We start from the raw sequence: 24,934 nt of genomic DNA, 5'->3' as shown, positions 1-24,934 counted from the left end.
ATGATGCCCAGCGACCTGTATGGCGACACCAGCCCCGAGGAGGGCCTGCCCGAGCCGCCACCGCCCGAGGGGCCGGGGCTGTTCGGCTTTGACGACGCGCCAGCCGCCGCCCTGCCGCCCGCAGGGCCAGCCCCCAAAGCAGCGCCCCCCACGCCCGCCAAGCCCGCGCCCTATCGCGTGCTGGCGCGGAAATACCGCCCGCAGATCCTCGATGACCTGATCGGGCAGGAGTCGCTGATCCGCACCCTGCGCAATGCCTTCGCGCGCGGCCGGGTGCATCACGCCTTCCTGCTGACCGGCGTGCGCGGCGTGGGCAAGACCACCACCGCCCGCATCATCGCCCGCGCGCTGAATTGCGTGGGCGTGGATGGCAAGGGCGGCCCCACGGCGGACCCCTGCGGAATCTGCCCCGAATGCGTCGGCATCCTGGCCGACCGCCACCCCGATGTGGTCGAGATGGACGCCGCCAGCAACCGCGGCATCGATGACGTGCGCGAGCTGCGTGAGGCGCTGCGCTTCCGCCCGGCGCAGGGCCGGCAGAAGGTCTTCATCCTCGACGAAGTCCACATGCTGACCGAGCAGGCCTTCAACGCCCTGCTGAAGTCGCTGGAAGAACCGCCGCCCAACATCACCTTCATCCTGGCGACGACCGAGCTGCGCAAGGTGCCCATCACCATCCGCAGCCGCTGCCAGACCTTCTCGCTGAAGCGCGTCCCGGAGGAGCGCCTGCGCGCGCATTTCCTGAACATCGCGGGCAAGGAACAGGCGAGCATCGAGGAAGGTGCCCTGGCCATGCTGGCGCGCGCCGCCGATGGCTCGGTGCGGGACGGGCTCTCCCTGCTGGACCAGGCCATCGCGCTGGCGGGCGAGAGCGGCGCCGTCACCACCGAATCCGTGCGCGACATGCTTGGCCTCGCGGATCGCGCGCTGGTGTTCGACGTGCTGGAGGCGGTGATGAACGCCGACCTGCCGCTCGCCCTCTCCCGCATGGCGGAGGGGCATGAGCGTGGCGCGGAGCCGCTCACCATCATGCAGGATCTGCTGGAGCAGACCCATATGCTGACGCGCTTCGCCGCCATCCCGGCGCTGCGCGAGGATGCGGCCCTGCCGGAGACGGAGCGCGTGCGGGGTGCGGCCCTGGCCGCGCGGCTTTCGGTGCCGATGCTGACCCGCGCCTGGCAGATGCTGCTGAAGGGCATCGAGGAGGTGCTGGCCGCGCCCGACCGCCGCGCCGCCGCCGAGATGGTGCTGATCCGCCTCGCGCATGTGGCCGAGCAGCCCACGCCGGGGGATATCCTGAAGCGGCTGGAAGCCGGCGGCAGCGTCCCGGCCGGGGGTGGTGCCGCGGCGCCGGTGGGTGGCGGCGGCGGCATGCGGATGATGGCGGGGGGCGTGGCGATCGCGCCGGCACCCGCCCCGCTGCCCCAACCCACCGCCTGGCGGGAGATCGCGGCCATCGCCTCGGCCGCCAACCAGGCGCTGCTGCATGCGCATCTGCTGCATGATGTGCACCCGGTGCGCATCGCCCCCGGCCAGGTGGAAATCCGCGTGCGGCCGCAGGCGCCGCGTGACCTCGGCGCCCAGCTCAAGGCGCTGCTGGAGGAACAGACCGGCGCGCGCTGGACGGTGGCGCTGAGCAATGCCGAGGGCGAGCCCACGCTGGCCGAGCAATCCCGCGCGGCCGAGACGGACCGCCGGGCCGTTGCCCAGACCCATCCGATCGTGCAAGCCATCCTGCTGGCCTTTCCCGGCGCGCAGCTGGATGCGGTGCGCGATGACAGCGTGGACGCCTATGGGCTGAAGCCCATCATCGCGCCCGGCAGCGACGAAGAACCCGAATATGTGCCCCCTGAGATGGAGTCGCTCTCCTACGCGGAAGCGGAAGCGGCGGGGCTGGATTTTCCAGAGGAGGATTGAGTGAAGAATCTCGGCAATATGTTGAAGCAGGCCCAGCAGATGCAGACCCGCATGGCGGAGATGCAGGCCAAGCTGGAAGCCACCGAAGTCGAAGGCCAGGCCGGTGCCGGCATGGTGAAGCTGAAGCTGACCGGCAAGGGAGAATTGCGCCGCATCGCCATCGACCCCTCGCTGATGACCGCCGAGGACCGTGAGGTGCTGGAGGATCTGATCCTCGCCGCCCATGCCGATGCGAAGCAGAAGGTGGAGGCGATGATGGCCGAGGAAATGCAGAAGGCGACGGCGGGGATGAACCTGCCCGCCGGCCTGAAGCTGCCCTTCTGACCAGGGCCGCGTGCGCCCGAACGACCCTGTCGAGCATCTGATCCAGCTTCTGGCGAAGCTGCCTGGCCTCGGCCGGCGCAGCGCAAGGCGGGCGGCTTTGCGCATGCTCATGGCGCCCGAGACGCGGATGCTGCCGCTGGCCGATGCGCTGCGGGCGGCGGCGGAGGCGGTGAAGCCCTGCTCGCTATGCGGCAATCTCGACGCCAGCGACCCCTGCCACATCTGCACCGACACGCAGCGCGACCAGGGCTTGATCTGCGTGGTGGAGGGGGTGGGCGAATTATGGGCGCTGGAACGCGCCCATGCGCATCACGGGCTCTATCACGTGCTGGGCGGCACGCTCTCGCCGCTGGCCGGCGTGGGGCCGGAGGAGCTTGCGATCACGCCGCTGCTGCACCGCGCCAGCGCGCCGGGTCTTCGCGAGGTGATCCTGGCCCTGCCCGCCACGGTGGAGGGGGCCAGCACGGCGCATTACCTGGCGGACCGGCTGCGGCCGCTGGGCGTGCCGGTGACGCGCCTCGCGCAGGGCGTGCCCATGGGCGGCGCGCTCGATGTGCTGGATGACGGAACGCTGGCCGCGGCCTTCAAGGCGCGGCGCTGAATCCGCCAGCTGAGACAGGCTTGCGGTGGATTTGTCCTGACAAGCAAACTGGGCCTATGATTTTCACCAGCCGGGTCATGGACGCGGCGGGAAGGATGCGGCGATGGATATCGGGCCGGCCGAGCGCAGCACGCGTGACGGCGCCCCGCTCAAGACCTTGGGGAAGGTTGGGCGGGTCAGGCTGCGCCACAGGGTGCAGCTTCTGGGCGCGGCGCTGGCCGTTCTCCTCGCGCTCGGCCTTGGCGCCCGCTGGCTGCAATTCCAGTTCACCCATGTCGTCCTCGATGATGCCCGCGTCGCCTCCGACATGGTCATCCTGGCCAGCCGTGTGCCCGGCTGGGTGCAGGCCCTGCCCGTCACCGCCGGGGATGCGCTGCGCCAGGGCGACCTGCTGGTGCAGATTGACGCGCGGGAGGCGGCGCTGGCGGTGGAGGAACTCAATGCCCGCCTGGCCGGCATCGCCGCCCGGCGCGGCGAATTGCAGGCGCGGCTGATCCAGGTGGACCGGCAGAGCGAAAGCCAGCACGCGGCGGCCATGGCCAAGCTCGATTCCGCCCGCACCACCCTGCCCGCCGCCGAGGCCGAGCGCGATTTCGCCGAGGCCGAGCTGCTCCGCGCCGAGCGACTGATCCAGAGCGGTGCGGGCACCCGCCAGCGCTTCGAGATGCTGCGCGCCGGCCTCGATTCCGCCCGCCAGCGCGCCATCGCCGCCGCGGCCGAAATCCGCAATGCGGAGGCGCTGATGGCGCTGGCCATGGCCGCGCGGGAGGAGATGCAGGTCATCGCCCGCCAGCTGGATTCGCTGGGCCCGCAGGAGCGTGAGCTGACCGCCACCCGGGACCGCGCGGCGCTGGATCTGGCGGACCGCACCATCCGCATGCCGTTTGATGGCGTGGTGGACCGCATCTTCATGGACCCCGGCGAGTATGTGCTGGCCGGCCAGCGCATCATCATGGTGCACAGCCCCGCGCAGATCCGCATCGAGGCCAATGTGAAGGAAACCGACATCCGCCATTTCCGCCCGGGCGCGCCCGTGCAGGTCACGGTGGATGCCTGGCCGGGCCAGGTCTTTGCCGGTGTCGTGGACCGCATGGTGGAGGCCGCGACCAGCGAATTCGCGCTGCTGCCCAGCGCCAACCCTTCGGGCAATTTCACCCGCATCACCCAGCGCCTGCCCCTGCGCGTGCGGCTGGACCCGCCGCCGCCACCTGGCCTGCTGCGCCCGGGCATGCTGGTGCGCGTCACCGGTGAAGCGCGCGGGTGAGCGAGGGCGCCTCCGTCGAGGCGCTGTTCGCGCGCTATGGCCCAGCCTATCGCTGGTGGGTGACGCTGACGGCGCTGACCGGCACCATTTCCACCATTCTCTCCTCCACCATCGTCGTCGTGGCGCTGCCCGATATCGTGGGCGCGCTGGGCATGGGGCATGAGGAGGGGCAGTTGCTCTCCACCGGCTTCCTGGCCGCCAATACCGGCTTCATGCTGCTGAATGCCTGGGCGGTGGAGCGGTTTGGCTTCCGCCGCACCTATGGCTTCGCGATCACCGTCTTCATCCTCAGCTCCATCCTGGCGGGCGTGGCCACCTCCACCGCCGTGATGGTGGCGTGCCGCGTGGCGCAGGGGGCGGCGGCGGGGCTGCTGCAACCGCTCTCGATGCAGGTGATCTTCCTGGTCTTCCCGCCCGAGCGGCGCGGCACGGCGATGGGGTTGTTCAGCTTCGGCGTGGTGATGGCGCCGGCCATCGGGCCCACGCTGGGCGGCATCATGGTGGATGAATTCTCCTGGCATGCGGTGTTCTTCCTGAGCCTGCCCCCCGCCGCCCTGGGCCTGGTGATGAGCTTTTTCTTCATGCCCGGCCGTTTGGCGACGGGTGCTGCGCGCGGCTTCGACTGGCTGGGCTGCGCGCTGCTCGCCATCGCCATCGGCACGCTGCTCTCGGGGCTGACGGATGGGCAGCATGATGGCTGGAATTCCAACCGCGTGGTGGGGCAACTCGCCATCGCGCTGGCGGCGACGCTGGGCTTTCTCATCTGGCAGGGGATCGCGCCGGCGCCCCTGATGAATCTGCGCGTCTTCCGCCATGGCGGCTTCACGGCGGCGGCGCTGGTCGCCTTCATCTATGGCGCTGCCATCTTCGGCTCGACCTACCTGTTGCCGCTGCTGGTGCAGGTGGTGCAGGGCTACACGCCCACACGCTCGGGGCTGATCATGATGCCGGGCGGGCTGGTGGTGGCTTTCGTGTTCCTGCTGGCCGGGCGCATGGCGGATTTCGTGCCGCCCTGGATTCCGGTTTGCGTGGGGCTGGCTTTCTTCTGCCTCTCCTCCTGGCTGCTGAGCTTTGTCGGCACCGATACGGATTTCTGGGAACTCGCCATCTGGATCCTGATCGGGCGCATCGGCCTCGGCCTCACCATGCCCAACATGAATGTGGGCGCGATGCGCGCCTTGCCGCCGCATCTCTTTGGCCAGGGTGCGGGGACGATCAACTTCTTCCGCATGCTGGGCGGCGCCTTCGGCACCAACCTGCTTTCCGTCTATCTGGAGCGGCGGACGCAGCTGCATGCCGATACGCTGGGGCCGCTGCTGGATGGCGGCAGCGCCACGCTGGAAGCGCGCCGGATGCTGGAAAACCTGTACGGCCAGGGCGGCCTGCCGGAGGTGATCCGGCGCGACGCGGCGCATGATTTCATGATGCGCATGGTGGAAGCCCAGGCGCAGATGCTGGGCTTCCGGGATGCCTTCCTCATCGTGGGCATCCTCTGCCTGCTGGCGATCCTGCCGGGGCTGACGCTGCGGCAGAAGCCGCCAGGGTATCGGGGGTAGGGCCAGGGGCGCTGGCGCTTGGACCCCGGCAGGAAACTCAGTTTCCTGCAGATTCGATAGCGCCGGGGGCCAGGCCCCTCGTCGCCCTCAGAACTCGATCCGGATACCGCTGTCGCGCAGGAACGCCCGCCAGAACACCCCGCTCTGCCGAACGAATTGCGCGAAGCCCTCGGGGCCCAGCGCCAGCAGATCCACCCCCAGCGCCTCGAAGCGCGGCTTTGCCTCCTCGCTCTGGATGGCGGCGAGGATCACCTCGCTGAGCTGCGCCACGATGGGCGCGGGCGTGGCGATGGGCGCACCGATGCCGAACCAGGCGTCAATCACCGTATCGGGCATGCCGCTCTCGATCAGCGTGGGCACATCGGGCAGGCCGGCGAAACGCGTGGGGGAGGTGACGGCCAGCGCGCGCAGCTGCCCGCCGCGGATCAGCGGCAGCGTGGCGGCCAGCGAATCCGAGCCGAACAGCACCTGCCCGCCGATGATGTCGGCCATGGCGGCCCCGCTGCCGCGATAGGGCACATGGGTCCCGGCCACGCGCGCCTTGTGCAGCACGATCTCGGAGGCGAGATGCGTGATGGTGCCCGCGCCGGAGGAGGCGAAGGTGCCATGCGCGCCAGGCGCCCGCAGCCTTTCGATCAATTCGCCGAGGCTACGCGGCGCGGTGGGCGTATTGGCCGTCACCAGCACGTAGAAGCTGCGCCCGATGCCCACCACCGGCGCGAAATCGCGCTCGAAACTGTAGCCCGCGCGGGGGTTGAGCGCCGGGTTCACCAGGAAGGTGCTGGTGGTGCCGAGCGTCAGCGTATGCCCATCGGGTGCGGCGCGCGCGCCCTGCTCCGTGCCGGTGATGCCACCGCCACCCGGGCGGTTTTCCACCACGATCGGATGCGCCAGGCGGTTGCGGGTTTCATGCGCGACGATCCGGGCGATGGCGTCGCTGCCGGTGCCGGGCGCAAACGGCAGGATCAGGCGGATCTGCTGGCGCGGAAAATCCTGTGCGCGCGCCAGCCTCGGCAAGGCCAGTCCCGGCAAAGCCAGGGCGAAGTGCCGCCGGTTGCACATGGCGTTTCTCATGACGAAGCTCCCGATTCCGTGACGGCCCTGGATTTGGCGGCGATCTTGGCACGGCCATGCGCCAGCGCCTCGGCGCGGTTGCCATGCAGCCCGGCCCGGCTGGTCAGCGGCAGTGCGAGCCGGGCGGCGATGTCGCGCGCGGCCGCGATCACCGCGCCCGATTCCAGCCCTGTTTCGATGCCGCAGAGTTCCAGCATCTGCACCAGATCCTCGGTCGGCATGTTGCCGATGGCCTCGGGGGTGGCGACACCGCCGCCCAGGCCGCAGATCGAAACCTCGAAGCGCGTCACCCCGGCATCCAGCGCGGCCAGCACATTGGCCGAAGCCAGCCCCGCCTGGTCATGCACATGATAGCAGAGCGTCATGCCCGCATGGCGGTCCAGGATGCGGGCGAAGCGGGCGCGCACCGTCGGCGGGTCCTCGAAGCCCAGACTGCCGGCGAGCATCAGCTCGCGCAGCCCCGCATCGTAGAGCCGGGCCACGATGGCCAGCACGCGTTCCTCCGGAATCAGCCCATCCAGCGGGCACCAGAAGGCCATGCCGAGGCCGAGCGAAAAACGCTTCCCCGCGCGCTCAGCGATGCGGAGTGCGAGGATGGCCTGCTCCAAGGCACCTTCGATGGTGGTGTTCTGATTGAGCGCGGAATAGGCGACCGAGGCGGTGATCAGCCCGACCATTTCATCAATCCGCGTGGCGGCCGCGCGCTCCGCCCCGCGCGCATTGGGCACGAGGCCGCGCAGATTCACGCCGGGCAGCGGCGGCAGGCGCTCCAGCACCGCCTCGGCGTCGCGCAATTCGGGAATGAAGCGCGGATGGGCGAAGGAGACGGCCTCGATCTCGCGCAGCCCGGCCGCGGCCAGCCGCTCGATCAGCCAGAGTTTTTCGTCTGTGGGCACGAAGCGGCCGAGCGATTGCAACCCGTCGCGCGGGCCGACTTCGGTGATGATGGCGCGGGCTGGGAAGCTGATCATGGCGCGATTCCCGCTGCGTGCAATTCGGCCTCGGTAAAGCCCAGGCGCTCCATGAGGATGGCGCGGTTATGCGCGCCCGCCGGTGGGCCCGCGTGATGGATCCCGGGCGGGGTGCGGGAAAAGCGGCCGGAGGGCGCCTGCATGCGCATGGGGCCGCCCAGCTCCGTATCCTCCACGGTGATGATGGAACCCCGGGCCGCCATATGCGCGTCCCGCATGATGTCGGCCACGCTGTTCACCGGCGCCACCACCGCATCCGAGGCTTCCAGCCGCGCGATCAGCGTGGCGCGATCCAGCCGGCCGATCAGCGCGGATAATTCCGCGTCCAGCGCCACCACATGCGCGACCCGTCCGGCATTTTCCGCGAAGCGCGGATCGGCCGCGAGGTCCGGCGCTTCGAGGGCCGCGCAAAGCCGCGCAAACGTGCCGTTGGAGGAAGCACTGAGGCTCACCCAGGCGCCATCCGCGCATTGATAGGTGTTGCGCGGCGCCACCCAGGGCAGGCGCGAGCCCATGCGCTCCTGCACCACGCCCAATTGGTCATGCTCGACGATGAAGGGGCCGAGCATGGCGAACATCGCCTCATAGAGGGCCAGATCCACCACCTGGCCTTGGCCCGAGGCATCGCGCTCCCGCAGGGCGGCGAGCGCCAGGAAGGCGCCGCACAGGCCGGAACTGGCATCCGAAAGCCCGAAGGGCGGCAGCAAGGGCGGGCCATCCGCCTCGCCATTGATATAGACGAAGCCGGCATAGCCCTCGAGGGCGGTGCCGAAGCCGGGCTTGCCCGCATTCGGCCCCTCCTGCCCGTAGCCGGTCACCCGCAGCATGACGAGGCGCGGGTTGATGGCCGACAGCACGTCATAGCCCAGGCCCCATTTCTCCATCGTGCCGGGGCGGTAGTTTTCCACGATCAGGTCGGCGTCGCGCACCAGGCGCTTCACCGTCTCCACGCCCAGCGGCGTGCGGAAATCCGCCGTGACCGAGAGCTTGTTGCGGTTCACCACCTTGTAATACAGCGCGATATCGTCCCGCCTGCGGCCCCAGTTGCGGAACTCATCGCCGCCGCCCGGACGTTCGAGCTTGATCACCTCGGCCCCCATGTCGGCCAGGTGCATGGAGACGGTGGGGGCGGCCAGGAAATTCGAGGCGTCAATCACGCGCAAGCCGGCGAGCGGTCCCTTGGTCTGGTTCATGCGCGCCCCCGATATATTGTCCGGACAATTCTTGCCCGGCATGGCCCGAAGGTCAACGCATCGCCCGGCATGCCGGACAGCGCGCCACCCGCAGATGCCTGGCGTGAGCGCCGCCGGAGACGCGGATGGAAGGACCAGCGCCCCGGCAGGAACACATGCGTCCCGCTTGCGTGAAGCCAGGAGATCAGGGCGGCGCGGCTTGCCGCCCCTCCCGCCGGGGTCGCGCCGCCGTCTCAGAGCTTGCGCTTGCCCAGGCCCACCTTGTCGTAGATCGCGTTGATGTGGTCCTTCACCTCCTGCGGCGTGTCGTCCTTGGCCGGCTTGTGCAGCCAGCCCAGCTTTTCGCGGGCGTAGCAGCCCATCACCTCATCCTGGTCCGAGGTGCCGCCGCTGATGCCATAGGCGCCGACCAGCTCATTGCCCTTGAAGACCGGCGCCGCACCGCCCGAGATGAAGATCTTGCCGCCGGTGAACACCGCCGCATTCACGGCGAGTTGCGGATTGCGTTCCCGCAGCCATTGCTGCGTGACCAGGCCATCCTGGAAGCGCGGGCTCATCGAGCGGAAGGCCGCCATGGTGAAGGCCTTGGCCGCCGCCGTCTCGGGCGTAATCCAGCCCGCATCATCCATCCGTTCCATGGCGATGAGATGGCCTTCCGGGCCGACCATCGCGACGGAGACCGGCACCTTCATCTCCTCCGCCTTTTCCATCACCGCGCGGATGAAGCGCCGGCATTCGGCGAGCCTGAGCTTGGCCATTCAGCTACCCTTTCGTGAGATCAGTTGTTCCGCGCGCCGGAGGCTTCGACGACGCGCGCCCATTTGGTGGTTTCCTCGGCGATCAGCCGGGCCAGATCGGCCGGCCCGCCATCCAGCACGTCAAAGCCCTGGGCGATGAGCTGGGCGCGGGTCTCGCCGGTGTTCAGGGCGATGCGCACCGCCTCGGCCAGCCGCGTGATGATGGGGGCGGGTGTCGCCCCGGGCGCCATCAGGCCGAACCAGACGGCGCTCAGGAAGCCCGCCAGCCCGGCCTCGATCATGGTCGGCAATTCGGGGGCCGCCGCCGTGCGCGTGGCCCCGGTGGAAGCGAGGCCCCGCAGCCGCCCCGCGCGGACATGCTGCAACACCGTGGAGGCGGGTGAGAACATCACGCAGACACGCCCGGCCAGAAGATCCGTCACCGCCTGCGCGCTGCCCGGATAGGGCACATGCGTCATCCGCGTGCCGGTCATCAGGTTGAACAACTCGCCCGAGAGATGCGGCGCCGTGCCGATCCCGGAGGAGGCAAAGAAAAGCTGCCCCGCACGCGCCAGGGCGATCAGCTCGGCCACATTCGTGGCCGGCACGGAAGGATGCACCACCAGCAGGTTCGGAATGCTGACAAAGGGCGCCACGGGGGCGAGGTCCCGCGCGAAATCAAAGGGCAGGTCGCGCTGCAGGCTCGCATTGATCGTATTGGCGACGGAGCCGAGCAGCAGCGTATAGCCATCGGGCGCGGCACGCGCCGCCTGCTCGGTCGCGATGTTGCTGCCAGCGCCTGGCCGGTTCTCGATGATGAGGTTCTGGCCCAGCGCCACGCCCAGCGGCGGGGCGATCAGCCGCGCCGCGACATCGGCGGCACTGCCGGGTGGAAAGCCGATCAACAGGCGTGGCGCGCGGGCCGGGTATTCCTGCGCCTGCGCCAGCCCTGGCAGCAGGGCGGCGGCAAGGGCCAGGCGGCGCGACAAGGGCATGCAGGAACCTCCCGAAAGCGGCGCGATTCCCGCGCTCGTTCCGGACTAGATCAGCGCGGCGCGTCAGCGTCCAGTCAGGCGGCTTCGCGCAGCGCCTCGCGGCGGGTTTCCTGGACGCGCACCACGCCGATCACCTGGCCGAGATTGCCGGCGACGAGATGCACCATCTCCGCCGGCATGGCCGCCATGCCGAGTTCCACGCGCAGCATTTCGCCCTCCCGGCGGGCCAGCATGTGGTCGAGCGTCAGGTCCCGCTTGGCGAAGGGTTGCAGAAGGCGTGGCAGCAGGCCGGGTTCGGCGAAGGCATCCACGGTAAACAGCACATTGGTGGTCATGAGGGTGGTTCCTGAAAGGGGTTCGCGAAGGCCCGGCGCGGTGGCGCGCCGCGGGCTCGCGACGCGGATCAGCCGGCCGGGCGCGTAATTCGCGAAAGGGTGCTCTTCAGGAACATGGTTGCATCCTGCACAGCCCGCCTCAGCGAAGCAAGGCCGGAAGCAGGGCGTCGAGGCGCACGCGGCCTTCGCTGGTCGCCACCAGGCGTGGCCCCTGCCACTCCAGATACCCCTCCTCCAGGCAGGCGCTGAGCATCGCGGGGTCCACCGTGTCCACGAAGCGCAAGCCGCTGCGCGCCTCGATTCTGGCGGGGTCCACGCCCTCGGCGAGGCGCAGCCCCATCAGCAGCGCCTCGCGCCCACGGTCGCGCGGGGACAGCTCCTCCTCCTCCACGATCGCATGGCCGGATTGCTCCACGCGCGCGGCCCATTCCTCCGGCGCGCGGTGGCGGCGGGTGGCCAGCATCACGCCGCCATCGCCGGAGGCGTGAATGGCCGGCGCAGCGCGTCGCAGCATGCGCTGATGCGCGCCAGGGCCGATGCCGAGGTAATCGCCATAGCGCCAATAAGCGAGGTTGTGCCGGCTCTCCGCCCCCGGCTTCGCGTAGTTGCTGACCTCATAGGGAACAAGGCCGAAGCGCCGCGCTTCCTCGGCGGTCGCTTCATACATGCGGGCCGCGTCATCCTCGGCCGGCAGGGCGAAATCACCGCGCGCATATTGCGTGGCGAAGCGCGTGCCGGGCTCGATGGTGAGCTGGTACAGGCTGAGATGATCGGCGGCGAGCGCCAGCGCCTGGCGCAGCTCCGCCCGCCAGGCGGCCTCGGCCTGGCCGGGCCGCGCATAGATCAGATCGAAGGAGAGGCGCGGAAAGATCTCGCGCGCGGCTTCCAGCGCGGTGATCGCCTCTCCGGCATCATGCCGGCGGCCGAGAAAGCGCAGCGCCTCGGCGTCGAGCGACTGGACGCCGAGGGAGGCGCGGTTCACCCCCGCCGCGCGGAATTCGCGCAGCTTGCCGATCTCGACACTGGTCGGGTTGGCTTCCAGCGTGATTTCGATGTCGGGCGCCATGTCGAACAGGGTCCCGGCATCCGCGATCAGCGCCGCCACGGTCTCGGGCTCCATCAGGCTCGGTGTCCCGCCGCCGAAGAAGATGCTGGCCAGCGGCCGCCGCCCCGCGCGCCCGGCCTCGAAGGCCAATTCGCGCCGCAGGGCGGCGCGGAAGCGCGCATGGTCCACGCCGGCCTCGCGCACATGCGAGTTGAAGTCGCAATAGGGGCATTTGGCGGCGCAGAAGGGCCAATGGATGTAGAGGGCGAGGGGTTCTGTCACGCCCCTGCTTCGCGCAGGATCCGCCCGCCCGCAAGCCACAGCAGCAGCGCGGCCAGCGCCACGCCGCCCAGCACCCAGAAGGCGGCGTGATAGCCCAGCGCCTCGGCCACCATGCCGCCCAGCAGCGCGCTGAAGGCGGCGCCAATGCCCTGCGCCGTCAGAACCAGGCCAAGGCCGGCATTGATCCGGCCCGTCCCCTGCAACAGCCGCGCGGCGAGGCCGGGCACCGCCACGCCGAGCAGCCCGGCACCCACGCCATCCAGCAATTGCACCGGCAGCAGGATCGCCGGATGCGGGACGAGGCCCGCCAGCGCGCCGCGCAGCGGCAAGGCCAGCAGGGCCAGGATGAAGACCAGCCGGTAGCCCCGGCGCTCCGCCATCCAGGCCGCCAGAAGCGCCATCGGGATCATCGCACCCTGGGCCACGATGACGGTCGCGGCGGTATAGGCGCTGGGGTCGCCCGCCGTGCCGCGCGCCACCATGGCCTGGCCCAGCAGCGGCAGCATCGCCGCATTGGCCAGGTGGAACAGCAGCAGCGTGCCGGCCAGCAGCAGCAAGGGGCGAGAGGCCAGCAGGCTGCGCAGCGGCACCGGCGCGCCCACCGCACCGCGCGCCGCTTCGTGGTTGATGGCCCGCGCCGGAATCGCCGCGAGCGCGATGAGCGAAGCGATGGCCATGGCCGCCATCAGGGCGAACACCGCGCCGATCCCCAGCCACCAGCCGAGCAGGCCGGAGAGCACGGCGGCGGTGGCATTGCCCGCATGGTTCCAGGCCTCGTTGCGGCCGAGCTGATGCGGGAATCCCGCCTGCCCCACCAGCCCGAGCGTGATGCCCGCCAGAGCGGGACCAATGGCGGCGGCGGCGATGGCCGCGATCATCTGCGTCGGCACCACCACGCCCATCCGGGGCAGCAGGTAGTTGGTCGCGCAGGCGAAGATCACGGCCATGGCGGCGATGGCCACCAGGGCGCGCTTGGCCCGCGTCGCATCCACCAGCGCGCCGAGCGGCGTGGTGGCGACCACGCCGGCCAGCCCACCCAGCGTCATCGCCAGGCCAATGGCGCCGGGTGCCCAGCCCTGATCCTGCAGGAACACGCCAAGGAAGGGGCCAAGCCCGTCCCGCACATCGGCCATGAAGAAGTTCAGCGCATTCAGCGCCGGCAGCGACGGGGTCATGGCAGGGTCCTGGCTCGGAAGCGGCGGGATGGACGCGCCGGGCAGCGCGTCAATCCCGCAACGCGGCGACCCCGAAGCCCGTTGCAAGGAAGCTGCGGCCAGGGCCGCGCCGGCGGATCACCAGCGGCGGTAATAGCCCCGCCCATAATAGCCGCCATAGGGGCGCGGATAGGCATAGGGGTAGCCAAACCCGAACCCGACCGCCGGGCCATAGGCATAGGGATAGGGCGTGGGCACCGGCACGCCGACCTGGATGGGCTGGATCGAGTTGCCGTAGGAGGACATGCATTGCGCGTAGATGACGTCGTAGCGCTCCTGCAGGCTGAAATTCGTGTTCTGCGCCGCATTGGCGCCCACAGCACTGCCGGTGAGCAGCCCGGCCCCGGCGCCGATCGCCGCCCCGGCGCCCGCATTGCCGGTGGCGGCGCCAATCAGAGCGCCCGCCGCCGCACCCACCGCGGTGCCGATGGCCGCACTGCCCAGCGCAGATTGCGTGATGGCCTGCGGATCATTCAGTCCCAGATTGGCCGCGGCGGTTTGCTGGCAAAAGGCATCCTCACGCTGGAACTGGCCGAAATCCCGGCCCTGCGGCGGCATGGCCACAATGGTTGGGCCACGGGGCAAGGGCGGAATGGCGCAGCCGGTGAGGCCCAGAGCGGCAAGCGCCGGAAGAAGGATGTTTCGCATGACATATCCCCGACAATGCAACGAGCGAGGGATATGGTCCGCAAATATGGCCGAAGCAGGCCGCGTTACATTAAATCCCGGCAGCCCCCTCAACTGCCCGGCGGCAGCAGCGAGACATGCGCCGCCACGATGCGCCAGCCCTCGGGCGTGCGCAGCCAGGTGTGGCTCTGCCGGCCGGTGCGGTCGCTGCCTTCCCGGCGGAAGCTGGTATTGGCGACGCCGAAATCCCGGCCATAGGTGGTGATGACGGTGCGCAGCAATTCGCGCTGCAGGCCCACCGAAGGGCGGGAGGCGCGGAAGGCGGCGATCTCGGCGTAGGAGAACAGGTTCTCCGTCACGCCGAAGCGCAGCGTATGCTCATTGTCGTAGAACAGCTCATCCAGCACGGCGACGTCATTGGTCACCAGCGCCGTTTCGTAGCGGTAGAACGCCGCCGTCACCTCGGCATGAACTTCGGGGATATTGATCTCGTGCATGGTCAGGCCCTTACCTGTGGGGATGCGCAGATGCCGCGTTGCGCCAGGGCCGCCGCGACGCGGAACAGCTTTTCCTCGGCCCAGGGGGCGGCGATGAGCTGGACGCCGATGGGCATGCCGCCAGGCGTGCCCAGCCCCACCGGATCGGCGATGGGGGCCGCGATGACGGGCAGCCCGATGCAGGAAATCGGCTGGGTGTAGACGCCGAGATTGGGGCGCACCGGAATCATGGCGCCCTCCACCTCGATCATGTCCTGGCCGATCTTTGGCGCCACATAGGGGGTGGCCGGGGCGATCAGCACATCCACCTCGTCAAACACCGCGAGTGCGCGGGCGCGATAGGCGGCGCGCACGCGCTGGGCCTGCTGCACCCATTGGGCGGGCAGCAGCGCGCCGGCCAGGAAGCGGTCCCGCGTCGCGAAGTCGAAATCATCCGGCCGGCTGCGCAGATTGGGCAGGTGCAGATTGGCGCCCTCGGCCATGGTGATGAGGAAGGCGGCGGCGCGGCCCAGCCCCGCATCCGGGATGGTCACGCTGCGGCTGGTGCCCAGCGCGCGCGCCGCGGCCGCCACGGCCGCAAAGCCCTCGGCATGGCCGCCGCGGGTGAAGTGATCCCCCGCGATGGCGATGCGCAGATCGCCGATCTCGGCCGAGCCGCCGACCGGGGCATGGCCCACCCAATGCTGCGCCGGATCCTCGCGGTCCTCGCCTTGCAGCACGTTGTAGGCCAGCGCCAGATCGGCCAGTTCGCGCGCGAAGGGGCCGAGGTGATCAAAACTCGCGGCAAAGAGGAAGCCGCCCGAGCGCGAAAGCCGCCCATAGGTCGGCTTCAACCCCCAGATGCCACAGAGCGAGGCGGGCACGCGGATCGAGCCATTGGTGTCGCTGCCCAGCGTGATGGGCACAAGGCCGCCCGCCACCGCCGCCGCACTGCCGCCCGAGGAACCGCCCGCGATGCGCGTCAGGTCATGCGGGTTGTGGCAGGGGCCGAAATGCGCGTTCTCCGTGGTAAAGCCATAGGCGTATTCATCCATGTTCAGCGCGCCGAGCATGACGGCCCCGGCTGCCTGCATCTGGCGAACCAGGAATGCATCGCGGCTGGCCGGCGGCGTGTCGCGCTCGATCTTGGCGCCGGCCAGGGTGGTGATGCCTTCCAGGTCGAACAGGTTCTTCACGGCGACGGGCACGCCCGCCATCGGGCCGGGGTCCTGGCCCGCCGCCACCTTGGCATCCACCGCCGCGGCCTCGGCGCGGGCGCGCGCGGCGGTGACCTCGGTGAAGGCATTGAAGGTCGCGTTGCGGGCGGCGATATCGGCCAGCCGCTCCTCCAGCACATCGGCGGCGCGGCGGGTGCCGGCGCGGATCTGCGCCGCGAGGTCTGCCGCGGTCATGGGGTTTTCCGCGCGACGAAGACGGGGGCGGCCTCATCGGCTGGGGAGAGCTTCATCTGCTCGATCAGCCCCGCCATGCGCCTGGCCAGCGCCAGGTTCATGGTGATGCCGGGCAGATGCGCCGCGTGCAGCGGCAGGCCGATGGCGGCGGCGGCCTGCTTCGCGTAAGCTTCGGGTTCGAAATCGGGCATGGATGGCTCCTCCAGGCGGTTAACTGACCCAAGCCGCCGTGCCGCGCCAGTGGGTTGCAGACCGTTCATTTCGGCAGGCCGGCCCGCCCTGCGCTCCCGCAAGGCAGACCTGCCGCAGGCTTGGGCATGTCAAGATTGACCCCGCTGCCCGCCCCTGCCATCCCCCTGCCCATGACCGCCGACCCGCAATTCGAAAACATCCGCGCCTGGCCCTTCGAGGAAGCGACCAAGCTCGCAAGCCGCATGGCCGCCACGGGCAAGGCCGAGGCCCTGTTCGAGACCGGCTACGGCCCCTCCGGCCTGCCGCATATCGGCACCTTCGGCGAGGTGGCGCGCACCTCCTGGGTGCGGCGCGCCTTCGCCAGGCTCACCGGCCTGCCCTCCCGGCTGCTGGCCTTCAGCGATGACATGGACGGGCTGCGCAAGGTGCCGGACAACATCCCCAACCGGGAGTTGCTGGTCCCGCATCTGGGCCAGCCGCTGACGCGCATCCCCGACCCCTTCGGCACGCATCCGAGCTTCGGCGCGCACAACAATGCCCGGCTGCGCAGCTTCCTCGACGAATTCGGCTTCGAATACGAATTCGCATCCAGCACCGATTACTATGCATCCGGCCGCTTCGACGCGGCGTTGTTGCGCATGCTGACCCTGCATGAGGAAGTGCGCGACGTGATCCTGCCCACACTCGGCCCCGATCGCCGCGCCACCTATTCGCCCTTCCTGCCGATCCACCCCCGGACCGGCGTGGTGATGCAGGTGCCCGTGGAAGCGACAAACCTGGACGCTGGCACCATCATCTGGACCGACCCTGACACGGGCGAGCGCTTCGAGACGCCCGTCACCGGCGGCCATTGCAAGGCGCAGTGGAAGGCCGATTGGGCGATGCGCTGGCACGCGCTGGGCGTGGATTACGAAATGTCCGGCAAGGACCTGATCGATTCCGTGAAGCTCTCCAGCCGCATCTGCCGCGTGCTGGGCAGCGAGCCGCCCGTCTCCTTCACCTATGAGCTGTTCAACGACGCCCAGGGCCAGAAGATCAGCAAGAGCAAGGGCAATGGCCTGACCATCGAGCAATGGCTGGAATATGGCCCGCCCGAGAGCCTGGCGCATTTCATGTTCGGCTCCCCCGGCTCGGCCAAGCGGCTGTACAAGGAAGTGATTCCGCGCGCGGTGGATGACTGGCTGGCGCAACTCGCCAAGCTGCGCGCGCAGAATGACCCGGCCAATCCGGCCTGGCACATCCATGCCGGCCAGGTGCCGAATTTCGCCCCGCCGCCCGTCTCCTACGCCACGCTGCTGAACCTCGCCGGCATCGCGAATACCGATGATCCGGAGCGGCTCTGGGCCTATCTGCGCAAATATCACCCGGGGCTGACGCCGGAGGGCGAGCCGGTGCTGGACCGCCTGGTGCGCAATGCCTGCGCCTATTGGCGCGATTTCATCGCGCCCGAGCGGAAGTTCCGCGCCGCCACGCCCGAGGAAGCCGAGGCGATGCGCGCCCTCATCGCCATCCTGCTGGAACGCGCCCCGGAATTCTCGGCCCTGCCGGCCGGCGCCGAGCGCGAGGCGGCGATGCAGAACGCCGTCTATGACGCGGGCCGCCGCCCCCCCTTCGCCGTGCCCAACAAGGATGGCTCCCTCGGTGTGGGCCGCGCCTGGTTCAGCGCGCTGTATGAGGTGCTGCTGGGCAAGAGCGAGGGGCCGCGCTTCGGCGGCACCATCGCCGTGATGGGCGTGCCCGAGACCGTCGCCCTGATCGAGAACGCGCTGGCGCGGGGCCACGCCCCGGGGTGAGAGCCGCACTCCCTTTCATCAAGCGGCATGGCGCCACGGTCTTCGGGCTGCTGCTGCTGGTCGGCGCCATCTGGGTGGTGCATCGCGAGTTCCGCAATCTCTCGATCGCGGATGTCACGCGCGCCATGCAGGCGATCCCGGCCTGGGCCCTCTGGTGGGGGGCGGGGCTGACGGTCGCCGCCTATCTGGTGCTGGCGATCTATGACTGGCTGGGGGCGCGCTATGCCGGCCGGCCATCCAGCTGGGGGCGGGCGCTGCTGGCCTCCTTCTGCGGCTATTCGCTCGCGCATAATCTGGGCTTCGCCGCCGTCTCGGGTGCGGCCGTCCGGTTCCGGCTCTACACCGCCTGGGGGTATTCCCCGCTCGAGGTCGGCAAGGTCGTCGGCTTCACCTCCCTCACCTTCGGGCTGGGCGGCATGGCGCTGGGGGGCATGGTGCTGCTGGTCGAGCCCGAGGTGCTGCCCTGGGCGGGGGCGAACCTGCCGCGCTGGCTGCTGCAACTGGCGGCCCTGCCGCTGTTCGGCGTGGTGATCGCCTATGTGCTGCTCAGCCGGTTTCGCCGCAGCATCCGCGTCTTTGGCCATGATGTGGAATTGCCGGGCGTGCGCATGGCCGTGGCGCAAAGCCTTCTGGCCACGGTGGATGTCGCCGTCACGGCCGCCATCTTCTACGTGCTGCTGCCCCCGGCCGAGGGGCTGACCTTCCTGCGCTTCATCGGCATCTACCTCGCGGCCTATGCGCTGGGCATCACGGCCAGCGTGCCGGGCGGCCTCGGCGTGTTCGACGGGGCGATCATCATCGGCCTCGCCCCCTATATGGGCGCGGCCGAGGTGGTGGGCGCGCTGCTGGTCTTTCGGCTGTATTACTACATCGTGCCGCTGTTCATTTCCGGCGTGCTGTTTGCCGGCTTCGAGATCGGCCAGCGGCGGGATTCGCTGAAGGCGCTCAGCCGCGGCGCCATGCCGCTGGAGGTGCCGATCCTGGCCGGGCTGGTGGCGCTGGGTGGCGCCTTGCTCGTGTTCCTCGGCTCGCTGCCCATCTCGGCCATCGTCCTGCAAGATTGGGCGGGGTATGAGGCGGCGCTGGCCTCGCAATTCGCCGCCTCCATCGTGGGCTCGCTGCTGCTGGTGATGGCCTTCGGCATGGCGCGGCGGTTGCGGCTGGCCTGGGGCATGGCGCTGTTCCTGCTGGTGAATGGCGCGGTGATCACCTGGCTGCGTGAGGAAGCCTGGTGGACCTGGGGGCTGTTCCTGCTGGTGGCCGCCCTGCTGGCCACCATGCGCACCGCCTTCTACCGCGAGAGCCGGCTGCGGCGGGAGCCGCTCTCGAACGAGATGCTGCTGCCCCTGGCCGCGGTGGCGATCTGCGGGATGGCACTGGCCATGCTGGCCAATGCGAGCCGCCTGCAAGGTGCCATGTGGTGGGAGGTGGTGCTGTTCTCCGGCGCGCCGGTCCAGCTGCGCTTCACCGTGGGGGTGACGGCGCTGCTGCTGCTGCTGGGCATGGTGCGGCTGCTGCGCCCGGCCGCCATCCGCGCCGCCCCCTTCGACGAGATCAACCGGACGCGGCTGGAATCCCTCGGCGCCACCCTGCCTGACACGGCCGATGGCGTGCTCTGGGGGGAGGCTGGGCGGGCCGGTTTCGCCTTCACCCGCAGCGGTGACTTGTGGATCGGCCATGGCGACCCGGTGGGCGACCAGCGCGATGCGGTCTCGGCCATCTGGCGGTTCCGCGATTTTTGCGAATGGCAGGGCGGCCGGCCGGCCTTTGTGGATCTGGGCGGCGGCTACCTGCGGATCTACGCCGATATCGGCCTGCTCACCTTGCCGGCCGAACCACCGGCAACCGGCTTCCTGGCCTGCGATGCCGAGCATGATGTGGGCCGACTGCTGGGGCTCTGCGCGCCCCCCTGAGGCCGGGTATGGCCACTCGCCCCCATGGCGGCGACGGCAAAGGCTGCTCGGCCTGCCCGATCCGGCCTGATCTGCCGAGGGAATGGGCGTTTCCTTGGGGCGGAGGCGTCCATGAAGAAAAAGATATCGGCCGCCAGCGACCGCGAAAGGTAGATGCGGCGGTGATTTCGGCACATCTTTCAGCGTCATGAGTGATCATCGGGGTGTTCAAAATGACGCCTGCAACCGACGCGGCCCAGGCTGGCACCATGCCAGCCAAAAAGCCGATCGGCTTTATTGATTTTGGCTGTGGTTCCGGAAACTCCCTGATCTATCTGCGCAACCTCCTGGGCGAGGAAGGCCACGGTATTGATCTCTCCGAGGAGGAGGTCGCCACCTGCCGGCAGGCAGGACTATCCGCCGAACAGGGCAACCTGCTGAATTATGCCGGGCGCAATACGGCTGCCATTATTACTGCCGTGGATCTGCTGCCGGAGATCGGCGATCGGCTGGATTTTGAACAGGCCATGTCCCGCATGATCCTGGCCGCCCGCAATTACGTGCTGATCCAGCATAACTACTATGACGCGGACAGCCTGCTGGCCTTGCGGGGCGCCCAGGTGGCCGGAAATTTCGGCAAGCGCATCCGCTTCAAGCCCATGGTCAGCGATTACCTGCACCTGCTGGAGCGGATCACCGCCTCGCATGCGGTGTGCGGCTTTGCGTTTTTCGGCATGGGGGAGGCGCGCATCTCGCCGCTGGCCTTCCCCGGCATGGAACTCCCGGCCGAGCCGGGCGGGAGCGACATGCCCGTCTATCGCAGCCTCAGGGTCCTGATCGGCCGCAAGGAGCTCCCGCGCTTCCGCGCCGGCCTGCGCAAGGTGCGGACGGGGCAGCCCTTGCTGCTCTGGGAGCGCCCCGATCCAGCCCAGGCCTGAGGCGGAGGTCGGGCTGCGGGAGGGCGTTTCCGCTTGGCGGCCAACCCCACCCAGAAACCCGGCGTCGTGGAGCTTCGAGCGCATTATCCTCGGACGAAGGTGCAGGAAACTGTGAAAACCACGCAGGTTTTCACCCTGCCGGGGAGCTCGAGGGGCTGGCCCCTCGACCCCGTCGCGCGGCTGTTTCAGGCATCCTCCCTCACCCTGACCGGATCACGCCCTACAGCCGGAACCCCTCCATCGGGATCGGCGGCGCGCGGCCGGCGATCTCGGCGGCGACCACCGCGGCGCTGCCCATGGCCAGCGTGAAGCCGAGCGAGCCCTGGCCGAGATTGAGATAGAGCCCCTGCATGCCGGGCGCGGCCCCCAGGATTGGCAGGCCGGTCGGCGTGGCGGGGCGCAGCCCGGCCCAGGGGTGCAGGTCCCGCCAGTCGGTCGCATCGGGGAAGGCGGCGCGCGCCTGGCGGATCAGGGTGGAGAGGCGCTTCTCCTCGATCCGGGTGGAATAGCCGACCACATCGGCCATTCCCGCCACACGCAATTGCTGGCCGATGCGCGCATAGACCACCTTGGCCGCGCTGTCGGTCACGCTGATGCGCGGTGCCGCCTCGGCCCGGGTGATCGGCAGGGTCAGCGAGTAGCCCTTGAGGGGATAGATCGGCAGATCGAGCCCCAAGGGCCGCGCCAGCGCCCTGGCACCGACACCCAGCGCCAGCACCACGGCATCGGCCTCGATCACGCCCGCATTCGTCATCACGCCGCGCACCCGGCCCTCGGCGCGGATGATCTGCGTGACCCGCGTGCCCAGTTGCAGCGTGACGGCGGCGTTGGACCGGGTGAGGGATTGCGCCAGCCCCTCGCAGAACAGCCGGCAATCGCCCGCATCCTCGCCCGGGGTGTGGATGCCGCCGGCGATGCGATGGGCGATGCCGGCCAGGGCGGGTTCCAGCGCCAGGCATTCCGCGCGGGACAGGGCGCGTTGCTCGGTGCCCCAGGCGGCCTGCAGCGCCATTTGCCGCTGCGCCGCCGCCATGCCGGCGGCATCGGGCTGCAGCACCAGCTTGCCGGCCGGGGCGAAGGCGAAATCGAAAGCGTGCCGCGCGGCCAGCCCGTGCATCAACTGGCGCGAGAGCGCGCTGAGCAGCAGCAGGCGGCGCGTGGTCTGCTCGGCGGTGGTCGGGTTGCAGGCGCGCAGGAAGGCGATCAGCCATTTCCACTGGCCAGGATCTGCCTGCGGGCGAAACCGCAGCGGGCCGTCAGGATCGAGCATCCAGCCGGGCACCTTGCCGATCACGCCCGGGGCCGCAAAGGGGGCGACGTAGCTGTAGGAAAGCTGCGCGCCATTGGCGAAGCTGGCCCCTTGGCCGGGCCGGCTTTCGGCATCCACCACGGTCACGGCATGGCCGTCATCGGCCAGGGCCTGGGCCGTGGTGAGGCCGGTGACGCCGGCGCCAAGGATCAAAATCCGCATGCGGCATTGGTGCGGCGCGGCGGAAACTTGGTCAATGGCCGCCCGACGCGGCAGGAGGTTGGTCAATGGCCGCTCAACGCGGCGGGAGCTTGGTCATCGCCGCTCAACGCGGCGGGGGCTTGGTCATCGCCGCTCAACGCGGCGGGGGCCTGGTCAATGGCCGCTCGGCGCGGCCTCTGTTATGAGGGTTGCATGACCTTGACGATGCCGCACCTGTCCGATGCGGAGCTGCTTGCCCGCATTCAGCAATTCCATTGGTTCCACACGATCGCGCTGCGTCCCGGTGTGGTGACACCCGGGCTGAAGGACCAGCAGGTCATGGCGCTGGAGGAGGATGCGCTGCTGGCGCCGTTCGACCTCACGGGGCGCTCGGTCCTGGATGTCGGCGCGTGGAACGGGTTTTTCAGCTTCTCCGCCAAGCAGCGCGGTGCGCGCCGCGTGCTGGCGACCGACAGCTACGTCTGGAAACACCCGGTCTGGCAGGGGCGCGAGACCTTCGAACTCGCCCGCGACTCGCTGGGGCTGGAGGTGGAAGCGGCCGAGATCGCGCCCTTCGAGATCACCGACCAGCTCGGCCGTTTCGACGTGGTGCTGTTCCTCGGCGTCTTCTACCACCTCTATGACCCGATCGAGGTGATGACGCGCCTGCGCCAGGTGACGCGGCAATTGCTGCTGATCGAAACCCATCAGGACCTGACCGCCGAGGCCCGGCCGGGCATGGTCTTCTACCCCGCCGCCACCCTGGCCGGGGATGCGACGAACTGGTGGGGCCCCAATCCCGCCCTGATGCTGCACCTGCTGTTGCAGCTCGGCTTCACCCGCATCTTCTACCGGGACCACCCGACGCTGGGGCGCGGCCATGGCCTCTACGCCGCCTTCCTGCCCGAGGTGGAGGATGGCCTGATCCTGCAGCTCGGCAGCCCCTGGCGGGACCTCGATGTGCCGGGCGCCATCGAAGACCTTCTGGTGCGGGGCTGACGCGATGAGCGGGACGGAATTGCGCGCAGCCCTGTCCGCGCATCGCTGGCTGCAAAGCCTTCGCCTGGGCCCGGACCTCGTGACCGAGGGGCTGGTGCCGGAAGCGCAGCTCGCCGCCGAGGAAGCGGCCCTGCTCGATCCGCTGAACCTCACCGGGGCGCATGTGCTGGAACTGGGTGCGGCGAACGGCGCCTTCAGCTTCGCCATGCTGCGGCGCGGCGCCGCGCGGGCCGTGGCGGCGGACCACCTGGCCTGGAGCCTGCCCGGCGCAGACGCGCTTTCGGCCACACAATGGGCGGCGCATGCGCTGGGCGCCCCGCTCGAGACGGAAACCCTGGACCCGCGCCTGCTGAGCCCGGATTTCGGCAGCTTTCACGTCGTGCTCGCCACCGCCTGTTTCGAGCAGCTGTTCAATCCCATCAAGGCGCTGCACGGCATGCGCAACGTCACCAGCCGGGTGCTGCTGCTGGAGACGATGCAGGATGCGCTGGAGGATGCGCGGCCGATCATGACGGCGCAGAGCCGCTGGCTGCCGATCGGCGGGCCGGAGGGGAGCTGGATCTCCGGCTGGGCGCCCAATCCGCCGCTGATGCTGCACCTGCTGCGCAATCTGGGCTTCAACCGCATCCTCTACCGCGATCACCCGACGCTGGGCCCGGCGCGCGGGCTTTACGCGGCCCTGCTGCCCGAGGCGCCGGATGGCGTGCTGGCCGGCTTCACCCCGCCCTGGATCCACCTGGCCGGATAGGGCTGCGGCGCGGCCTCAGCCGTGGATGAAGACCGGGCAGGGTGCGGCGCGCAGCAGCCGGGCCGTGGCGCTGCCGAAGATCAGCCGGCTGATGCCGCTCTCCTGATCCGCACCCAGCACAAGGAGGGAGGCCGGCAGGCTTTGCGCCTCGGCCAGCAGGATGTCATGCGCGTCGCCCCGCACGGCGAAGGCCTCGGCCTGCATGCCGTGCTGCGTGAGGTAGCGCGCCAGGGCTTCGGGGCTGGCATCGGCGGTGAAGTCGAGGAGCTTGACCGCCTGGCCCTTCCCCAGTCCCAGCAGCGCGAAGACATGCAGCGTGCGCATCGCGGCCATGGAGCCGTTCTGCGCGATCAGGATGGGATGGGTGAGCTGAACGACTTCGGCGAGGCCAGCACTTTGCGTGCCCGGGGGCACCACCAGCAGCGGCCGCGCGCCATCGCGCAGCAGCGCCTCGATGGTGGGGGAAAGCCCGTCGTCGCAGGCCTCGCGGCCCAGGGTGCAGTCGCGGCCGATGATGATGAGGTCATGCGTGGCGCCCTCGGCCAGCAGGGCCTGCTCGGGCGCCTCCTCGCGCCGCACCACGGCGAAGGGCAGGTCCCCCGCCGCCACGCGCGCATCCGCGAGAACCCCCTCCGCCTCGGCCTCGACGGCGGCGGCCAGCTTCTCGTTGCGCCGGGCGGCGAAGGCGCCACCGCCCATCGGCACAGCCTCATGCGCGGCGCTGGTATGCGGGCGGTCCAGCACGATCAGCGCCGTCACCGCGGCGCCGGTGCGGCGGGCGAGGGCGAAGGCGACATCCCGCGCCGCGCAGGCGCCGGGCGTGTCATCGAGGGCGAGCAGGATGGAGCGGATCATATCCCGCAAACTGGCCTCGCCATGCGCGGCTTGCAAGCCAGCCC

At 69.8% G+C, this 24,934-nt stretch carries 24 protein-coding genes; 10 read left to right on the top strand and 14 right to left on the bottom strand.

What is annotated here, in order from left to right:
• Positions 1–3: 3 nt before the first annotated feature.
• From LHU95_RS02400 to LHU95_RS02380, 5 genes are all read left to right on the top strand, one after another.
• Positions 4–1,917 carry a DNA polymerase III subunit gamma/tau gene (locus LHU95_RS02400; protein ID WP_248709781.1) on the top strand — a complete coding sequence of 638 codons (1,914 nt, stop codon included), beginning with the start codon at positions 4–6 and terminating at the stop codon, positions 1,915–1,917.
• Positions 1,918–2,241 (top strand): YbaB/EbfC family nucleoid-associated protein, encoded by a 324-nt coding sequence (locus tag LHU95_RS02395; protein WP_248709780.1) that lies wholly within the window; start codon positions 1,918–1,920, stop codon positions 2,239–2,241.
• Positions 2,242–2,251: 10 nt separating this feature from the next.
• The gene (recR, locus tag LHU95_RS02390) at positions 2,252–2,842 is read left to right on the top strand and encodes a recombination mediator RecR (protein WP_248709779.1); all 591 of its coding nucleotides are present in this window, start codon (positions 2,252–2,254) and stop codon (positions 2,840–2,842) included.
• Between the two features lie 103 nt (positions 2,843–2,945).
• The gene (locus LHU95_RS02385; protein WP_248709778.1) at positions 2,946–4,106 is read left to right on the top strand and encodes an HlyD family secretion protein; all 1,161 of its coding nucleotides are present in this window, start codon (positions 2,946–2,948) and stop codon (positions 4,104–4,106) included.
• Positions 4,103–5,662 carry a DHA2 family efflux MFS transporter permease subunit gene (locus LHU95_RS02380; RefSeq protein ID WP_248709777.1) on the top strand — a complete coding sequence of 520 codons (1,560 nt, stop codon included), beginning with the start codon at positions 4,103–4,105 and terminating at the stop codon, positions 5,660–5,662. The genes LHU95_RS02385 and LHU95_RS02380 overlap by 4 nt, the downstream gene beginning before the upstream one ends.
• 87 nt (positions 5,663–5,749) lie before the next feature.
• Here LHU95_RS02380 and LHU95_RS02375 read toward each other — a convergent pair whose 3' ends face one another.
• The 12 genes from LHU95_RS02375 to LHU95_RS02320 all read right to left on the bottom strand — a co-directional run bounded on the left by LHU95_RS02375 (position 5,750) and on the right by LHU95_RS02320 (position 16,214).
• Positions 5,750–6,736, bottom strand: a complete 987-nt coding sequence (locus LHU95_RS02375) for a tripartite tricarboxylate transporter substrate binding protein (protein ID WP_248709776.1) — start codon at positions 6,734–6,736, stop codon at positions 5,750–5,752.
• Complete coding sequence (locus LHU95_RS02370) at positions 6,733–7,707, bottom strand: hydroxymethylglutaryl-CoA lyase (RefSeq protein ID WP_248709775.1); 975 nt, start codon at positions 7,705–7,707, stop codon at positions 6,733–6,735. The genes LHU95_RS02375 and LHU95_RS02370 overlap by 4 nt, the downstream gene beginning before the upstream one ends.
• The gene (locus tag LHU95_RS02365) at positions 7,704–8,900 is read right to left on the bottom strand and encodes a CoA transferase (protein WP_248709774.1); all 1,197 of its coding nucleotides are present in this window, start codon (positions 8,898–8,900) and stop codon (positions 7,704–7,706) included. Before LHU95_RS02365 ends, LHU95_RS02370 begins: the two co-directional genes overlap by 4 nt.
• Before the next feature lie 233 nt (positions 8,901–9,133).
• Positions 9,134–9,658, bottom strand: coding sequence for a heme-binding protein (locus LHU95_RS02360; RefSeq protein ID WP_248709773.1), 525 nt, complete (start codon positions 9,656–9,658; stop codon positions 9,134–9,136).
• Between the two features lie 20 nt (positions 9,659–9,678).
• Positions 9,679–10,632, bottom strand: coding sequence for a tripartite tricarboxylate transporter substrate binding protein (locus LHU95_RS02355; RefSeq protein ID WP_248709772.1), 954 nt, complete (start codon positions 10,630–10,632; stop codon positions 9,679–9,681).
• A gap of 74 nt (positions 10,633–10,706) precedes the next feature.
• Positions 10,707–10,967, bottom strand: a complete 261-nt coding sequence (locus LHU95_RS02350; RefSeq protein WP_248709771.1) for a hypothetical protein — start codon at positions 10,965–10,967, stop codon at positions 10,707–10,709.
• Between the two features lie 139 nt (positions 10,968–11,106).
• Entirely contained in the window at positions 11,107–12,294 is a 1,188-nt protein-coding gene (hemW, locus tag LHU95_RS02345) for a radical SAM family heme chaperone HemW (protein WP_248709770.1), read from the bottom strand.
• Positions 12,291–13,469 (bottom strand): MFS transporter, encoded by a 1,179-nt coding sequence (locus tag LHU95_RS02340; RefSeq protein WP_248709769.1) that lies wholly within the window; start codon positions 13,467–13,469, stop codon positions 12,291–12,293. The genes hemW and LHU95_RS02340 overlap by 4 nt, the downstream gene beginning before the upstream one ends.
• Positions 13,470–13,586: 117 nt before the next feature.
• Positions 13,587–14,156, bottom strand: a complete 570-nt coding sequence (locus LHU95_RS02335; RefSeq protein ID WP_248709768.1) for a glycine zipper family protein — start codon at positions 14,154–14,156, stop codon at positions 13,587–13,589.
• 89 nt (positions 14,157–14,245) lie between these two features.
• Entirely contained in the window at positions 14,246–14,632 is a 387-nt protein-coding gene (gene hpxZ / locus LHU95_RS02330; RefSeq protein ID WP_248709767.1) for an oxalurate catabolism protein HpxZ, read from the bottom strand.
• A 2-nt stretch (positions 14,633–14,634) separates the two neighbouring features.
• Complete coding sequence (locus LHU95_RS02325; protein WP_248709766.1) at positions 14,635–16,023, bottom strand: AtzE family amidohydrolase; 1,389 nt, start codon at positions 16,021–16,023, stop codon at positions 14,635–14,637.
• The gene (locus tag LHU95_RS02320; RefSeq protein ID WP_248709765.1) at positions 16,020–16,214 is read right to left on the bottom strand and encodes a DUF4089 domain-containing protein; all 195 of its coding nucleotides are present in this window, start codon (positions 16,212–16,214) and stop codon (positions 16,020–16,022) included. Before LHU95_RS02320 ends, LHU95_RS02325 begins: the two co-directional genes overlap by 4 nt.
• A gap of 171 nt (positions 16,215–16,385) precedes the next feature.
• On the opposite strand from LHU95_RS02320, the gene LHU95_RS02315 reads away from it, so the two are divergent.
• From LHU95_RS02315 to LHU95_RS02305, 3 genes are all read left to right on the top strand, one after another.
• Positions 16,386–18,008 (top strand): lysine--tRNA ligase, encoded by a 1,623-nt coding sequence (locus tag LHU95_RS02315; protein ID WP_248711637.1) that lies wholly within the window; start codon positions 16,386–16,388, stop codon positions 18,006–18,008.
• The gene (locus LHU95_RS02310; protein WP_248709764.1) at positions 18,005–19,921 is read left to right on the top strand and encodes a lysylphosphatidylglycerol synthase domain-containing protein; all 1,917 of its coding nucleotides are present in this window, start codon (positions 18,005–18,007) and stop codon (positions 19,919–19,921) included. Before LHU95_RS02315 ends, LHU95_RS02310 begins: the two co-directional genes overlap by 4 nt.
• Positions 19,922–20,169: 248 nt before the next feature.
• A complete protein-coding gene (locus LHU95_RS02305) occupies positions 20,170–20,838 on the top strand; it encodes a class I SAM-dependent methyltransferase (protein ID WP_248709763.1) in 669 nt (222 codons plus the stop codon).
• Positions 20,839–21,058: 220 nt separating this feature from the next.
• On the opposite strand, the gene LHU95_RS02300 is transcribed toward LHU95_RS02305, so the two are convergent.
• Positions 21,059–22,309 (bottom strand): D-amino acid dehydrogenase, encoded by a 1,251-nt coding sequence (locus LHU95_RS02300; protein WP_248709762.1) that lies wholly within the window; start codon positions 22,307–22,309, stop codon positions 21,059–21,061.
• A 192-nt stretch (positions 22,310–22,501) separates the two neighbouring features.
• Between LHU95_RS02300 and LHU95_RS02295 the strand changes: the two genes are divergently transcribed.
• Both LHU95_RS02295 and LHU95_RS02290 read left to right on the top strand, forming a co-directional pair.
• Positions 22,502–23,287 carry a DUF1698 domain-containing protein gene (locus LHU95_RS02295; RefSeq protein ID WP_248709761.1) on the top strand — a complete coding sequence of 262 codons (786 nt, stop codon included), beginning with the start codon at positions 22,502–22,504 and terminating at the stop codon, positions 23,285–23,287.
• A 4-nt stretch (positions 23,288–23,291) separates the two neighbouring features.
• On the top strand, positions 23,292–24,035 hold the full coding sequence (locus tag LHU95_RS02290; protein WP_248709760.1) for a hypothetical protein: 744 nt from the start codon (positions 23,292–23,294) through the stop codon (positions 24,033–24,035).
• A gap of 15 nt (positions 24,036–24,050) precedes the next feature.
• Here LHU95_RS02290 and LHU95_RS02285 read toward each other — a convergent pair whose 3' ends face one another.
• Positions 24,051–24,890, bottom strand: coding sequence for a universal stress protein (locus LHU95_RS02285; protein WP_248711636.1), 840 nt, complete (start codon positions 24,888–24,890; stop codon positions 24,051–24,053).
• Positions 24,891–24,934 lie beyond the last annotated feature (44 nt).

The sequence above is a fragment of the Sediminicoccus sp. KRV36 genome (assembly GCF_023243115.1).
Classification (GTDB): Bacteria; Pseudomonadota; Alphaproteobacteria; order Acetobacterales; family Acetobacteraceae; genus Roseococcus.
Note: the sequence above shows the minus strand (reverse complement) of the source record. Positions and strands in the feature narration are given on the sequence as shown.

Bases quoted from the DNA above. Each gene is read 5' to 3' on its own strand.
- LHU95_RS02385 (WP_248709778.1), top strand. From the start codon at position 2,946: ATGGATATCGGGCCGGCCGAGCGCAGCACGCGTGACGGCGCCCCGCTC.
- LHU95_RS02355 (WP_248709772.1), bottom strand. From the start codon at position 10,632: ATGCCCTTGTCGCGCCGCCTGGCCCTTGCCGCCGCCCTGCTGCCAGGG.
- LHU95_RS02340 (WP_248709769.1), bottom strand. From the start codon at position 13,469: ATGACCCCGTCGCTGCCGGCGCTGAATGCGCTGAACTTCTTCATGGCC.
- LHU95_RS02360 (WP_248709773.1), bottom strand. From the start codon at position 9,658: ATGGCCAAGCTCAGGCTCGCCGAATGCCGGCGCTTCATCCGCGCGGTG.
- LHU95_RS02335 (WP_248709768.1), bottom strand. From the start codon at position 14,156: ATGCGAAACATCCTTCTTCCGGCGCTTGCCGCTCTGGGCCTCACCGGC.
- LHU95_RS02350 (WP_248709771.1), bottom strand. From the start codon at position 10,967: ATGACCACCAATGTGCTGTTTACCGTGGATGCCTTCGCCGAACCCGGC.
- LHU95_RS02325 (WP_248709766.1), bottom strand. From the start codon at position 16,023: ATGACCGCGGCAGACCTCGCGGCGCAGATCCGCGCCGGCACCCGCCGC.
- LHU95_RS02400 (WP_248709781.1), top strand. From the start codon at position 4: ATGCCCAGCGACCTGTATGGCGACACCAGCCCCGAGGAGGGCCTGCCC.
- LHU95_RS02365 (WP_248709774.1), bottom strand. From the start codon at position 8,900: ATGAACCAGACCAAGGGACCGCTCGCCGGCTTGCGCGTGATTGACGCC.
- LHU95_RS02315 (WP_248711637.1), top strand. From the start codon at position 16,386: ATGACCGCCGACCCGCAATTCGAAAACATCCGCGCCTGGCCCTTCGAG.
- LHU95_RS02295 (WP_248709761.1), top strand. From the start codon at position 22,502: ATGACCTTGACGATGCCGCACCTGTCCGATGCGGAGCTGCTTGCCCGC.
- LHU95_RS02290 (WP_248709760.1), top strand. From the start codon at position 23,292: ATGAGCGGGACGGAATTGCGCGCAGCCCTGTCCGCGCATCGCTGGCTG.
- LHU95_RS02305 (WP_248709763.1), top strand. From the start codon at position 20,170: ATGCCAGCCAAAAAGCCGATCGGCTTTATTGATTTTGGCTGTGGTTCC.
- LHU95_RS02375 (WP_248709776.1), bottom strand. From the start codon at position 6,736: ATGAGAAACGCCATGTGCAACCGGCGGCACTTCGCCCTGGCTTTGCCG.
- LHU95_RS02370 (WP_248709775.1), bottom strand. From the start codon at position 7,707: ATGATCAGCTTCCCAGCCCGCGCCATCATCACCGAAGTCGGCCCGCGC.
- LHU95_RS02285 (WP_248711636.1), bottom strand. From the start codon at position 24,890: ATGATCCGCTCCATCCTGCTCGCCCTCGATGACACGCCCGGCGCCTGC.
- LHU95_RS02320 (WP_248709765.1), bottom strand. From the start codon at position 16,214: ATGCCCGATTTCGAACCCGAAGCTTACGCGAAGCAGGCCGCCGCCGCC.
- LHU95_RS02300 (WP_248709762.1), bottom strand. From the start codon at position 22,309: ATGCGGATTTTGATCCTTGGCGCCGGCGTCACCGGCCTCACCACGGCC.
- hpxZ (WP_248709767.1), bottom strand. From the start codon at position 14,632: ATGCACGAGATCAATATCCCCGAAGTTCATGCCGAGGTGACGGCGGCG.